Annotated in this window: 5 protein-coding genes; all 5 read left to right on the forward strand. The window is 75.2% G+C overall.

The features are described 5' to 3' along the window. Nucleotides 1-293 precede the first annotated feature (293 nt). Entirely contained in the window at nucleotides 294-1,574 is a 1,281-nt protein-coding gene (locus tag NYZ98_RS19825; RefSeq protein ID WP_262844312.1) for a thioesterase II family protein, read from the forward strand. Continuing rightward, the gene (locus tag NYZ98_RS19830; protein WP_262844313.1) at nucleotides 1,568-6,622 is read left to right on the forward strand and encodes a non-ribosomal peptide synthetase; all 5,055 of its coding nucleotides are present in this window, start codon (nucleotides 1,568-1,570) and stop codon (nucleotides 6,620-6,622) included. Before NYZ98_RS19825 ends, NYZ98_RS19830 begins: the two co-directional genes overlap by 7 nt. Next, a complete protein-coding gene (locus NYZ98_RS19835) occupies nucleotides 6,619-12,183 on the forward strand; it encodes a type I polyketide synthase (RefSeq protein WP_262844314.1) in 5,565 nt (1,854 codons plus the stop codon). Before NYZ98_RS19830 ends, NYZ98_RS19835 begins: the two co-directional genes overlap by 4 nt. A 1-nt stretch (nucleotide 12,184) precedes the next feature. Continuing rightward, complete coding sequence (locus tag NYZ98_RS19840) at nucleotides 12,185-12,376, forward strand: MbtH family protein (protein WP_262844315.1); 192 nt, start codon at nucleotides 12,185-12,187, stop codon at nucleotides 12,374-12,376. Between the two features lie 12 nt (nucleotides 12,377-12,388). Then, a partial coding sequence (locus NYZ98_RS19845; RefSeq protein ID WP_262844316.1) for a condensation domain-containing protein occupies nucleotides 12,389-14,120 on the forward strand: 1,732 nt, incomplete at its 3' end.

A 14,120-nucleotide genomic window follows, 5' to 3' on the forward strand; every position in this document is an offset into this window, starting at 1 on the left:
ATGCCTATTCTGTCAGCGCCCGCGGGGTCCGATCCCGAAGCTGTACGGAGTCGCGGCCGGCCGCCGGGGCCCGTGCGAGGGCGCGCCGTCCCCTATCGGTCCGGTTGTTCGATTTATTTCGGACATCCCCTAAGTGGCCCACCCGCGTGCACGCAAAGGATCTTGACGACGTCCCGTCCGTCTGTATATAAGAGTGATTGCCAAGAACGAGTGTTTATATCGGGGGGTGCGGTATGTGCCCCTACCACATCAAATTCCGGGGCATTCCAGCCGAGCAGGGGGCTCTGCGCTAGGTGACCGAGTACTCGCGACCGCCCACGCTCGACTCCGTACCGACATTGTTCTGCCTGCCATATGCGGGAGGCGCGGCCAGCGCCTACCGGGCCATCCGTAAGACCCTCGCGGGCGTCGCCGAGGTCGTGCCGCTCCAGCTCCCCGGCAGGGAGTCCCGCTTCGCCGAACCGCCCCGGGTGTCGGTCACCGAGATCACCGACGAGATCGCCCCGCGCACGCACCGGCCGTACGCGGTCTACGGCCACAGCATGGGCGCGCGAATCGCGTTCGAGGTGGTCAGGGAGCTGCGCCGCCGCGCGCTGCCCCCGCCGGTCCGCCTGTACGTCGGCGGGGCGCACCCGCCCGACCGCAAGGTGCCGCTGGCCGCCGCGGTGGACCTTCCCGACGACGCGTTCGTCGACCAGCTCATCCGCCGCGCCGGCGCGGGAACCGAACTGCGGGACGTGCCGGAGCTGCGCGAGCTGGCCCTGCCCGTGCTGCGGAGCGACTTCGGGTGGATCAAGGGGTACCGGTTCACGCCCGAGCCGCCGCTGGACGTCCCCGTGGTGGCCTTCGCCGGCCTCGACGACACCGAGGTGCCCCCACCGCTGATGCTCGGATGGGGGCGGCACACCCGGTCCCGCTTCCACCTGGGCACCGTGCGCGGCGGCCACCTGTTCCTCGCCGACCCGCATGCGGACCTCGCCCGGCTCCTCGCCGCGGACCTGGCCGGGGACGGCGGCCCCGAGCCGATCGAGGACGACGAGGCCCACCTCTGGCTGACCACCGACGCCGCCGGACCCGCCCAGCCCACCGGGGCCACTCAGCCTGCCGGGATCGCCCGCCGGTACGGCGCCGGGCGGCCCGAGCTCCGGTGCGCCGCCGCCTGCCACGACGGCCTCACCCTCGCCGCCGTCACCCTGGGGCACGCGGCCGGGGTCGCCATCGGCCCGCCGGGCGCCCCGGACACGACCGACGACCTCCTCCAGGCCGGCGAACGCGAGCAGATCGAGGGCATGGCCGAGGAGGACCGGCCGTGGCTGGCCCTGCGCGCCCGCACGGCGAAGCGGGCGCTGGCCGAGGGAACCGGCGTGGACCCGGCCCTGATCGGCTTCCCCGACCTCGCCGCCCCGGGCCCGTGGCGGCCCCTCACCGGCCGCGACCCCGGCCTCGGCCTTGACCGATGGCGGGTCACCCACCTGTCGCTGCCCACGCCGCGCGGAGAGGTCCTCGCGGCCGTGGCGCTGCCGTACGACCGGCCGAGGCTGCGTCTCACCAGGCTGACGGAGGCGTCATGCTGACCGGGGGCACGCGGGTCGCACTCCTGCACGAACTCGTCGCCGGCCAGGCCGCGCGCACACCCGACGCGACGGCGGTACGCCAGTGGCACCGGCGGCTCACCTACCGGCAGCTCACCGACGCCGCCGCAGCCCTGGCCGCGAAGCTGTCCCTGGCCGGGGTGGGGCCGGAGACACGGGTCGGCGTCTGCGCCCGGCGGACGCCCGAGCTGCTGGTCTCGATCCTCGGCGTGCTGCGGGCCGGGGGCGCGTACGTGCCGCTGGACCCGGCTCACCCGGTCGCGCGGCTGGCCGGCGTCATCGAGGACGCGGGCATCCGGCACGTGGTCGCCGACGCGGAGGGCACCGGCCTGCTGGCGGGCCTCCCTGTCCAAACGTTCCCGCCTCCGTCCGGTCCGGACGCGGGAACGTCCGGCCAGGACGCCGGGGCGGGCGAGGACGGGCAAGCCCGGCGATCAGGCGAAGACGGCCCAGGCGAGGACAGGCCGGCTCGGCGAGCCGAGGAGAGCGGGCCGGGGGACCCGGCGAGGGCGCCGCACCCGTCCAACGCGGCCTACGTGCTGTACACCTCGGGCTCCACCGGCCGCCCGAAGGGCGTGGTGGTGAGCCACGCCGCCGCGTCCGCCTTCGTCACGATGGCCGGCGAGTACTTCGGCCTCGACGCCGGCTGCCGCAGCATCGGGTTCGCCGCGCTGGGCTTCGACGTGTCCGTCCTGGATGTCTTCGCGCCGCTGGCCAGGGGCGGTTCGGTCATGTTCGTCCCGGACGATGACCGCGTGGACCCCGCCCGGCTGCAACGCTTCCTGGAGTCGCACGAGGTGAGCTGGGGGACCATCCCGCCCGCCCTGCTGCCGCTGCTCGACCCGGACCGGCTGCCCGGCCTGCGCGACGTCCTCACCGCGGGCGAACCCGCGGGCCCCGAACAGGTGGCCAGGTGGGCCAGGCCGGGCCTGCGCCGGTTCCACAACTGGTACGGGCCGACCGAGACCACGGTGTGCGTGGCCGGGACCGAGCTGTCCGGCGAATGGGACCGGCCGCTGCCGATCGGCGGCGCCCTCCCGGGGAGCACCGCGTACGTCCTGGACGACCGGCTGCGCCCCTGCCCGCCCGGCACGCCCGGCGAGCTGTGCGTCGGCGGCCCGCAGCTCGCCCGGGGGTACCTCGGACGGCCCGGCCTGTCGGCCGAGCGCTTCGTGCCCGACCCGTTCGGCCCGCCGGGGTCCCGGCTGTATCGGACCGGGGACCGGGTCGTGGTGGAGCCCGGCGGGCGGATCGGATTCCTCGGGCGGCTGGACCGGCAGGTCAAGGTGCAGGGCCAGCGGGTGGAGGTCGGCGAGGTGGAGGCGGTGCTCCGCGCCCACCCGAAGGTCCGCCAGGCGGTGGTGGACGTCGGCACCGGTGCATCGGGGCTGCGGCACCTCGTCGCCTACTTGACGCCGCAGGACGCCGCCGACCCCGCGGCGATCCGTGAGCACTGTCTGGCCCGCCTGCCCGCCTACATGGTGCCCGCCCACGTCGTCGGCCTGCCCGCGCTGCCGCTGACGACGGCGGGAAAGGTCGACCTGGAGCGCCTGCGCGCCCTGGAGGTTCCAGACTCCGGCGCGCCCCGCCGCGCCCCCCGCACCGCGACCGAACGGCTGGTCGCCGAGGTGTGGGCGCGGACGTTCGGAGGCGCGGAGCCCGGCCTCGACGACGGATTCATCGCGGCGGGCGGCCACTCGCTGCTCGCCATGCGCCTGGTGTCGGCCCTCCGTGCCGAGCTGGGCAGGGAGATCCACGTCGAGGACGTGCTGTCCGGCGGGACGGTGGCCGGCATCGCGCGGCGTCTGGAGGCGGCGCCGCCGTCGGGGTCCCCGCCCGCCACGGCCCCCGCCGAGCTGTCGGCGATCCAGCGGCGCATGTGGTTCGTCGAACGGCTCTCACCCGGCACGCCCGCGCACAACATCGCGATGGCGCAGCGGCTCTCCGGCCCGCTCGACACCGGCGCATTACGCGCCGCGCTGTCGGCCCTCGCCCGCCGGCACGAGGTGCTGCGCTGGCGCGTCCCCGAGACCGGCGGCGTTCCCACGGTCGTCGTCACCCCACCGGGCGAGGTACCACTGCCGGTCGAGGACGTGCCCGGAGACGGCGGCGACCTGCGGGGGCGGTTGGAGGGGGAGGCGCGGCGGGTGTTCGACCTGGCCGAGGGGCCGTTGTGGCGGGCGCGGCTGTTCCGCCTGGCCCCCGGCGAGCACGTCCTGGCCGTCACCGCCCACCACATCGTGTTCGACGGGCTGTCGCAGGGGGTCCTGTGGGAGGACCTGGCACGCGCCTACCGGGCGGAGCCGTACGCGCCGCTCGCGACGTCGTTCGCCGGCTACGTCGCCTGGCTCGCCGCCAGGGAGGACCCCGCGGACCTGGAGTGGTGGGCCGGGTCGCTGGAGGGCGCGCCCACCGTGCTCGAACTGCCCGGGGACCACCCGCGCCCGGCCGTGCAGACGTTCGAGGGCGCCGCGTCGTTCGCCGAGGTCGGGGCCGGGGTGAGCCAGGAGGTCCGCAGGCTCGCGTCCAGGCTGGGCGTCACGCCGTACGCCGTGCTGCTCACCGCGTTCGCCCAGGTGCTCAGGCGGCTCACCGGCGCGGACGACGTGATCGTCGGGACGCCGGTCGCCGACCGCAGGGACCCGGCGTTCGCGCCGCTGGCGGGCTGCTTCGTGCACGTCCTGCCGCTGCGGCTGGCGGTGCGGGACGGGGAGGCGTTCGAGGAGCACGTGGCCGGGTGCCAGCGGGCGCTGCTCGGCGCGCTCGCCCACCTGGACGTCCGGCTGGAACGCCTGGTGGACCGGCTCGTCTCCGGCCGCGACCTGTCGCGCAACCCGCTGATCCAGGTCCAGTTCAACATGTACGACCTGTCCGAGCAGCGGCTCGACCTGCCGGGGGTCACCGCCCGCCCGCTGCGGCCCGGCCTGCCCGGGTCGCTGTTCGACCTGACGATGTACGTCGCCGAGCGCGACGGCCGCTACCTCCTGCACGCCGTGCACAACCCCCGGCTGTTCCGAGGCGAGCGTATCGAGGCGCTGCTCGCGGGCTACGTCCACCTCCTCGGCGACCTGGTCGCCGACCCCGCCCGCCCGGCCCACCTCGCCCACCTCCGCCCCCCGCCCCAGCGGGACACCCTCGGGGCGCTTCCCGATGGTTTGGGCGCGTTGCCCGAGTGGCGTGGCGACGGGCTGGTAGAGCGGGTGCTGCGTCAGGCGGCCGGCCGCCCCGGGCAGGTCGCGGTCGCCGGTGCGGACGCCGCGCTCACCTACGCCGAGCTCGTCGAGATCGCCGGCCGTACCGCTCGCGCCGTCACCGCCGCCGGGATCACAACGGGGCAGGCCGTAGCCGTCCTGGCCGCCCGGCACCCTGAGCTCCCCGCGCTGCTGCTCGGCGTGCTGGCGAGCGGCGCGCGGTGGGCCGTCCTGGACCCCGAGCTCCCGCCCGCCCGCCTGGCGGCCCAGGCCGAGGCCGTCGGCGCCCGCGCGCTCCTCCGCTGCCCAGGCACCGTCCCCCCGCCCGAATTAGCCTGGCTCCCCACCCTGACGCCCGAGGAGCCCAGGATCCTCACACTGAGCAACGGCGGGTCGGTGGGCGGTGGCAGGGTGCCGGTCGTGGAGGCGGGGGAGCGGGGGTATCTGTCGTTCACCTCAGGGACCACCGGGGAACCCAAACCAGTGCGCGCCGGCGAGAAGCCGCTCGCCCGTTTTCTCGACTGGTACCCGCGCGCCTTCGGCCTCACCTCGCTCGACAGGTTCGCCCTGCTGGCGGGCCTCGCCCACGACCCGCTCCTGCGTGACGTCTTCACGCCGCTGGTGACCGGCGCGGTGCTGCTGGTCCCCGGGCAGGACGCCATCCGCGACCCGGCCGCCCTCGCGTCCTGGCTGCGCGACGGCGCGGTCACCGTCGCGCACCTCACCCCGCAGCTCGCCACGCTCGTCGCCACCGCCGGCATCCCGCTCCCCGGCCTGCGCCTGGTCCTGTTCGGCGGGGACCGCCTCACCCCGGCGACCGTGGCCCGCTTCGCCGCGATCGCCCCGGCCGCCCGCCTGGTGAACACCTACGGGACGACCGAGACCCCGCAGGTGCAGGCCATGTACGAGATCACCGGCCGGGCGGCGGGCGCCCAGGGCCCGGTCCCGGTCGGTCACGGGATCGACGGCGCCGAACTGCTCGTGGTGACCCCCGGCGGCGCCCCGGCCGCCGTGGGCGAGCTCGGAGAGGTGGTGATCCGCGGTCGCCGGCTGGCCGAGGGCTACCTCGACGAGCGGCTGACCAAGGAGCGGTTCACCGAGGAGGGCGACGGCGGCCCCCGCAGGTACTGGACGCGGGACCTGGGCCGCTACGACACCGAGGGCCGGGTCGTGCCCGCCGGGAGGAGCGACGGGCAGGTCAAGATCCGCGGCTACCGGGTCGAGCTCGGCGAGATCGAGAACGTCCTTGCGGCACACCCGGGCGTGCGGGCCGCGGCCGTCGTCACGGCCGGCCACACCGACGACCAGGTGCTGCGCGCGTACGCCGTCCCGGCCTCGGCGGCGACCATGCCGGGCGAGCTGCGCCGCCACCTGCGCGACCGCCTGCCCGGGTACGCCGTCCCCGCCGACGTGATCATGCTGCAGGCCCTGCCGCTCACCCCGAACGGGAAACTCGACCGGGCCAGGCTGCCCGCCCCCTCGCCGCGCCCCGCCCAGGGCCACGACCAGGAGTCCGCCACCACGACCGAGCGTCTCATCACGGCGGTGTGGCGCGAGGTGCTCGGCGTGCCACGGGTCTCCGCCGAGGAGAACTTCTTCGACATCGGCGGGCACTCGCTCGCCACCGCACAGGTCCAGGTCCGCCTGGCCGCCTCGCTCGGACGCGAGGTGCCGATCGTGGACCTCTTCCGCTTCCCGACGGTCCGTTCCCTCGCCGCGCATCTCGACGGCGACCGGCGGCCCACCGGATCCGAGCGCGCCGCCCGGCGGATCGCCGCGCGCCAGGCACGCACCCCGTCGCGACGGCCCCACCAGGCCAGACAGGAGAACAACGAATGACCGGCCCCATGGGCATTGACGAGGAGTACCCGGTCGAACCCATCGCGATCATCGGCCTGGCGTGCCGGCTTCCCGGCGCGGGCGACGTCCCGGCGTTCTGGCGCAACCTCGTGGACGGCGTGGAGTCGGTCAGGTTCTACACCAAGGAGGAGCAGGCGGCGCTGGGCGTGCCCGCTTACCTGCTCGACGACCCCACGTTCGTGCGCGCGGCCTCCATCGCCGCCGACTACGGCGCCCTGGACGCCCCGTTCTTCGGGATGTCCCCGCGCGAGGCCGAGACCCGCGACCCGCAGCACCGCATGTTCCTCGAACTGTCGCACTCCGCCCTGGAGGACGCCGGGTACGACCCGGCGCGCTACGCGGGGGAGGTGGGCGTGTACGGGGCCGTCGGCTCCGACGAGTACCAGTGGATGTACATCCGCCGCGACAAGAAGGTGCACGCCTCCGTCGGCAACCTCGGCATCTACGTGGGCAACCACCCCGACTACCTGTCCACGCTGGTCTCCTACAAGCTCGACCTGCGCGGCCCGAGCCTGACGATGCACACCGCCTGCTCGTCCTCCCTGGTCGCGGTGCACGTGGCGAGCGAGGCGCTGCGGGCCGGGGAGTGCGACATGGTGCTCACCGGTGGCGTGTCGATCGAGATGCCCCCCGAGTGGGGCTACCAGTACCACCAGGACGGCATCTACGCCGCCGACGGGCACTGCAGGGCCTTCGACGCCGCGGCCAAGGGGACGGTGTGGGGCGGCGGGGGCGGTGTCGCGGTGCTCAAACGGCTGTCCGACGCGATCGCCGACGGCGACCACATCCGCGCGATCGTGATCGGCAACGCCATCAACAACGACGGCGCCACCAAGGTGGGGTTCTCCGCGCCGAGCGCGGAGGGGCAGGCCGTCGCCGTCTCCAACGCGCTCGGCGTGGCCGGCGTCGACCCCCGGACGGTCACCTACGTGGAGGCGCACGGCACCGGGACCTCCCTGGGCGACCCGATCGAGGTGGCGGCGCTGTCCACCGTGTTCAGTGGGAACACCACGGACGCGGGCTGGTGCGGGATCGGCTCGGTCAAGACCAACATCGGGCACCTCGGCCCGGCCGCCGGCATCGCCGGGCTGGTCAAGACGGTCCTGGCCCTGGAGCACGGCCTGATCCCGCCGAGCGTCAACTTCGAGCGGCCGAACCCCGCGATCGACTTCGGCACCAACCCCTTCTACGTCGTCGGTTCCCCGGTCAAATGGGAGCCGGAGGTCTTCCCGCGCCGCGCGGGCGTCAGCTCGTTCGGCATCGGCGGCACCAACGCCCACGTCGTCCTGCAGGAGGCGCCGCCCCGCGAACCTCGGCCCAGGGAGCCGCGCCCCGCCCACCTGCTGCGGCTGTCCGCCCGCACCCCGGCCGCGCTCGCCGCCATGGCCGGCCGCCTGGCCGACCGGCTGTCCGAGCCCGGCCAGGACCTCGACCTGGCGGACGTCGCCTTCACCCTCGGCGTCGGCAGGCGCGAGATGAAGCACCGCGCCGTCGTGGTGGCCGCCGGCACCGCCGACGCGGCCGAGGCCCTGCGCGACCCCCGCCGGCTGGTCAAGGGCATCGCCGGGCGGCCGCGCGTGGCGTGGCTGTTCTCCGGCCAGGGTTCCCAGTACGCGGGAATGGGCGCCGAGCTGTACCGCGCCGAGCGGGTGTTCCGCGAGGCCGTGGACGAGTGCGCCGAGATCCTGCGCGACGAGATCGGCCTGGACGTCCGCACCCTGCTGATGCCCGGGGGCGACGAGCGCGAGGCCGCCGAGGAGCGGCTGCGCCGCACGGAGTTCACCCAGCCAGCGCTGTTCACCGTGGAGTACGCGCTCGCGCGCTTCTGGCAGGCGTCCGGCGTGGAGCCGTCCGGCATGATCGGCCACAGCATCGGGGAGTACGTGGCCGCCACCTGCGCCGGCGTCTTCGCCCTGCCGGACGCGCTGCGCCTGGTCGCGGCCCGTGGCCGGCTCATGCAGAGCATGCCCGCGGGCTCGATGCTCGCCGTCCGCCTCGACGAGGACGAGCTGCGCGGTCGGCTCCCCGAGGGCCTGTCGGTCGCCACCGTCAACGGCCCCGGGGCCTGCGTGGTCGCGGGACCGGCCGACCTGGTCGCGGAGTACGCGGCGCGCCTGGAGGGGGCCGGCACCGGGCGCACTCTGCTGCGCACCTCGCACGCCTTCCACTCGGCCATGATGGATCCCATTCTCGCGGAGTTCCACGCGCTCGTCGCCGGGGTGGCGCGGCACGCCCCCGCCCTCCCCTTCCTGTCCAACCTCACCGGCACGTGGATCACCGCCGAGGAGGCGGCCGACCCCGCGTACTGGACCCGCCACCTTCGGGAGACCGTGCGGTTCGGCGACTGCGTGGCCACCCTGCTCGCCGAGGGGGACTGGCTGGTGGTGGAGTGCGGCCCCGGACGCCAGCTCGCCGGCCTGGCCAGGACGCACGTGCGTGAGGGCGGCGCGGCGCCGCTGGCGAGCCTGCCCGGCCCGGCCGACGCGAAGTCCGACCTCCAGGTCATGTGCGCCACCGCCGGCGCGATGTGGACCGCGGGGGTGGGCGTCGGCGCCGAGGCCCTGTCCGCGCCCGGCCGCCGCGTCCCGCTGCCGGGTTACCCCTACGAGCGCACCCACCACTGGGTGCCCATCCTGCCCGACCCGGAGATGGTCTACCCCGCCCCCGCGCGCACCGGTTCGCTTCCCGTGGGGGAGTGGTTCAGCGTCCCCGCCTGGCGGCAGGCGCCGATCGCCGTCGCCGGCGCGCCCGCCGTGCCGCGCTGCCTGGCCTTCACGGGCCCGGCGGCCGGCCCGCTCGTCGAGGCGCTGCGTGCCGGGGGCGGCGAGGTGGTCACGGTGATCCCGGGGGACGCTTACGGGCGGTCGCCGGACGGCTCGTTCACCGTCCGCCCCGGGTCCCCCGAGGACTACGAGGCGCTGCTCGCCGACACCGGCGTCCCGGAGCGGATCGTCCACGCGTGGGCGCTCGACGACCCGCCGGGCGACCCGGGGCCCGGATGGATGTGGGCCGCGCAGGACCTCGGCTTCTTCAGCCTGCTCGACCTGGTCCAGGCGCTGGCCCAGGCCGGCCGCGACGGCGGCGTCCACCTCGACGTGCTCACCTCCGGCACGCAGGCCGTCACCGGGGACGACCTGACGCGCCCCGAGCACGCGACCGTGGCCGGCATCGCCGGCGTGGTCCCGCTGGAGGCGCCCTGGCTGTCGGTGCGCCACCTCGACCTCGCCGGCGCGTCGTACGACCCCGCCGCTGTCCTGGCGGAACTGGCCCGCGACCCCGCGTTCGACCGTGCCGGGGAGGGCGCGCCGCCGTCCCCGGTCGTGCTGCGGGGCGGGCGCCGCTGGGTCAGGGACTACGAGCCGATCGAGGTGCCCGCCACCGGCGACACCGGCCTCAGGCGGCACGGCGTCTACGTGATCACCGGCGGGCTGGGCGGGATCGGGATCACCCTGGCCGAGGACCTGGCGGCACGCCTCCAGGCCCGGCTGGTCCTGCTCGGCCGCTCAGGGCTGCCCCCGCGCGAGGAGTGGGACGACCTGGCGGGCGGCACCGACCGCACCGCGCGCGCCATCGCCGCGATCCGCCGCATGGAGGCCGCCGGGGCGCAGGTGGTGACGCTGGCCGCCGACGTGACCGACGCCGCGAGCATGCGCGGGGTCCGTGAGGAGACGCTCGCCCGGTTCGGCCGCGTCGACGGGATCGTGCACGCGGCCGGGGTGCCCGGCGGCGGCATGGCCGAGGTCAAGGAGCGCCAGGCCGCCGAACAGGTGATGGCGCCCAAGATCCTCGGCGCGGTCGCGCTCCGCGAGGCCTTCGACGGCCTCGACCTGGACTTCGTCATGCTGTGCTCGTCGGTGACCGCGGTCGCGGGCGGGTTCGGGCAGGTGGACTACTGCGCCGCGAACAACTTCCTCGACGCCTACGCCCACACCTGGCCCGGCCGGGTGGTCTCGGTCAACTGGGGCGCCTGGCTGGAGGTGGGGATGGCGGCGGAGGTCGCCGCCCCTGTGGCGTTCCGCGCGCTCCAGCGCGGCGACCGGGTCACCGCGCTCGGCCATCCGGTGCTCACCCACCGCCACGAGCCGCCCGACGGCCGGCTGCCGTGGTGCGGCGGCCAGATCTCCCCGCGCACGCACTGGCTGCTCGACGAGCACCGGATCGCCGGGGTCGCGGTGCTGCCCGGCACCGGCTACCTGGAGGCCGCGCGTGCCGCGTACGAGTCCACCACGCCGAGCCCCGGCCCCGGCTACGTCGTCGAGCTGCGCGACGTGGCGTTCACCACGCCGCTGTCGCTGGCCGACGACGCGGTGGCCGAGATCCGCGTGGTGTTCACCCCGGGAGGAGACGGCCTGGAGTTCGAGGTGACCAGCGTCGCCGCCGGGCGGCCGGTGTCCCACGCGCGCGGCGTCGCGCTGTGGGTCCCCGCCGTGCCCGGCGCCGCCGACCTCGCCGAGGTACGGGCCCGCTGCTCCGGCGGGATCAGCCACGCCACCGACGACATGTTCTCCGCCTCCTCCTCCGGTCTGCTCACGTTCGGCTCGCACTGGGGCAGCGTGCGCGCCGTCCACCAGGGGCAGGACGAGCACCTGGCCCGGCTGGAGGCGAGCCCCGAGGTGGCGGCCGAACTCGGCGGGACCGACCCCGGCGGGTTCGTCCTGCACCCGGCGCTGCTGGACGAGGCGACCGCGTTCGTGAGCGCCTCGGTCGGCGGCAAGTACCTGCCCCTGGGCTACGGGCGCCTCACGGTCCACGGCCCGCTCCCCGCCCGGCTGTGGAGCCACGCCCAGCAGCGCGACGGCGGCGGCGGGGAGATCGTGGCGCTGGACCTCACCCTGTACGACGACGGCGGGCAGCGCGTGGTGGAGATCACCGACTTCGTCCTGCGGCGGATCGACGCCGGCGACGTCGCCCGCACCGTCGGCCGGAGCGCCGAGGAGACCGCCGGGACGCAGGCCGTCGACGAGCAGTCGGCCGCCGCGGGGGCCGTACTGGACTCCGAGGGCGCCACACACGGCATCGCCCCCGCCGACGGGGCCGACGCCTTCCGCCGCCTGGTCGCGGTGGGCCTCGGCCGCCAGGTCGTGGTCAACGCCACCCCGCTCGGCGAGTTCGTCAAGGGGGTGCGCGAGCTCACGCAGGACACCGTGGCCGAGGAGCTCGGCACCACGACCGGCGAGACCGCCGCCGACGACGAGGCGAGCGGCCACGTCGCCCCGCGCAACGAGCTGGAGAGCACCCTGGCCGGCCTGTGGTGCGAGGTGCTCGGCGCCAAGCGGGTGAGCGTCGAGGACGAGTTCTTCGAGCTCGGCGGCAACTCGCTGGTCGCCGTCCAGCTCATCGCGCTGCTGCGCAAGAAGCTGGGCGTGCGGCTCCCCATGCGCAGCCTCTTCCAGGTGCCGACCGTCACCGGGATGGCCGCGCTGGTCCAGGAGATACGCGCCCAGGCCGCGGGGAACGGCGAGAACGGCGACCGGGCCGCGAACGGCGACGGCGACAAGCAGGCGGCCATCACCCGGCTGCCGCGTATCGAGAGGGCGTGACATGCCGGAGGACCTGTACCGGGTCGTGGCCAACGACGAGGAGCAGTACTCGATCTGGCCGGCCGGCCGGACCATCCCCGACGGGTGGCGCGAGACGGGTTTCTCGGGCGAGAAGCAGGAATGCCTCGACCACATCGACCAGGTATGGATGGACATGCGGCCACGCAGCCTGCGCGAAGCCATGGGCGGATAGGGAGGGGAGCAGGTGACGCGCAGGTACGTGTTCCCCGCCTCGTTCGCCCAGGAACGGCTGTGGTTCCTCAGCCGCCTCGAACCCGGCGTCCCCGTGCAGAACCTCAACATGCGGATCGACCTCCCCGGTGACCTCGACCCCGGGCGGCTGCGGCTCGCCCTGGCCGGGGTGGCCGGGCGGCACGAGACGCTGCGCACCGCCCTGGCGGTCGAGGACGGCGGCCTCGTCCAGGTCGTCGAGGTGGAACCGCGGGTCACGCTGCCCGTCACCGACCTCACCGCCGGTGACCGGGTGCCGGAAGGGCGGCGGGAGGAGGCGTTGACCGACGGGGACGGGACGTCCTCGGCGTGGCGGGAGGAGGCGTTCGCCGAACTGGCCGCCCAGGAGGCGGCGGCGCCGTTCGAGCTGGACGGCGGGCCGCTGTGGCGCGCCCACCTGGTCCGGGTGGCCGGCGACGACTGGCGGCTCGTCCTCGTCGTCCACCACGCGGTGTTCGACGCCCGCTCGGGGGCGATCCTCGCCGGCGAGCTGACGGAGATCTACGACGCCATCGGGCAGGACAGGCCGCCTGACCTGCCCGCCCTGCCGATCCAGTACGCCGACTACGCGGCCTGGCAGCGCGAACGTCTCGCCGGCGGGACCCTCGCCGGCCTGGTCGGCCACTGGGAGCGGCGGCTGGACGGCATCCCCGCCGACCTGGGACTGCCCCGGGACCGGCCACGGCCCGCCCGGCGTACCTACGCCGGCGCCGAGTACCACCAGGACCTGCCCGGCGACCTCGCCGCCGGGCTCGAAGCGATGGCCAGGGGCCGGGGCGCCACGCTGTTCATGGTGCTGCTCGCCGGGTTCACCGCCGTCCTGTCCCGCTTCACCGGCCGGTACGACGTGGTCGTGGGCTCGCCCGTCGCCGGGCGCGACCTGCCCGAGGTCGAGCCGCTGATCGGCATGTTCGTGAACATGCTGGTGCTGCGCACCGACCTGGGCGGCGACCCGGCCTTCACCGAACTGCTGGACCGGGTGCGCGCCACCGTCGTGGACGCGCTGGACCACGCCGAGGTGCCGTTCGACCGGCTCGTCGAGGCGCTGCGGCCCCACCGCGACCCGAGCACGCCGCCGATCTACCAGGTGGGCTTCAACCTGCTCCCCCTGGCCGGGCGCCACCAGTTCTCCAACGGCACCGCCCAGCTCGACCTGACCATGGACGTGATCAGGACCGGGGACGGGATCGGCGTGTGGGTGGAGTACAGCACGGAACTGTTCGACGAGGAGACCGTCGCACGGCTGGTCACCGCCTACCGCGTGCTGCTCACGGCGGCGGTGGCCGACCCTGGGCGGCGCCTGTCGGAGCTGCCCGTGATGACCGACGGGGAACGGCGGCGGCTGCTCGCCGAGACCAACGCCACCGGCGCCCCGTACCCCGGCCTGCCGCTGCACGAACTGGTCACCGGGCAGGCGCGCCGGACCCCCGGCGCCACGGCGGTCCGCGCGGCCGACGGCACCGAACTCACCTACGCCGAGCTCGACGAGCGGTCGGCGGCGCTCGCCCGGACGCTTCGCGCGCGCGGTGTGACCGGCGAGAGCTGCGTCGCGGTGTGCCTGCCGCGCGACGCCGGCCTCATCGTGGCCCTGCTGGCGGTGCTACGGGCCGGGGCATGCTACCTGCCGCTGGACCCGGCCTATCCACGGGAACGGCTGAAGTACATCCTCGACGACTCCGGCGCCCGCCTGATCCTCACCCACCCCT

Source organism: Sphaerisporangium corydalis, from assembly GCF_025506355.1.
GTDB classification, from domain to species: domain Bacteria; phylum Actinomycetota; class Actinomycetes; order Streptosporangiales; family Streptosporangiaceae; genus Sphaerisporangium; species Sphaerisporangium corydalis.

Coding starts and splice junctions, on each gene's coding strand:
- NYZ98_RS19840 (WP_262844315.1), top strand. CDS start 12,185: ATGCCGGAGGACCTGTACCGGGTCGTGGCCAACGACGAGGAGCAGTAC.
- NYZ98_RS19830 (WP_262844313.1), top strand. CDS start 1,568: ATGCTGACCGGGGGCACGCGGGTCGCACTCCTGCACGAACTCGTCGCC.
- NYZ98_RS19835 (WP_262844314.1), top strand. CDS start 6,619: ATGACCGGCCCCATGGGCATTGACGAGGAGTACCCGGTCGAACCCATC.